This is a genomic window from Soonwooa sp. T0.1_25 (genome assembly GCF_057652215.1).
Window position 1 is genome coordinate 1 of sequence record NZ_JBYFBZ010000086.1, and the last position, 271, is coordinate 271.

The 271-nt window shown below is 36.2% G+C and carries 1 pseudogene; it reads left to right on the forward strand.

The features are described 5' to 3' along the window. Window positions 1-28 precede the first annotated feature (28 nt). Window positions 29-271: pseudogene (locus AC23MB_RS14445) on the forward strand (PASTA domain-containing protein); the annotation flags it as partial.

Below are 271 nucleotides of genomic sequence, written 5' to 3' on the forward strand. Positions count from 1 at the left end.
AGATATTTTTGTAACAAAACAATAGAATATGTTAAAATCTTTTTTCCATTGGAAAGTTTTGTTTAACCTCCTTGTCGCTTTAGCGGAATTTGCAGGTCTTGTTTGGCTGACTTTCCGTTGGTTAGAGTTTCATACCAATCATGGTGAAGAAATTCCTGTTCCGAATGTTGTTAATATGACAGTGCACCAAGCCATCAAAGTTCTGGACGATTCAGGTATAGAGTATGAGGTTGACAGTGCACAATATAATCCAGTATACAAACCTTTCCAA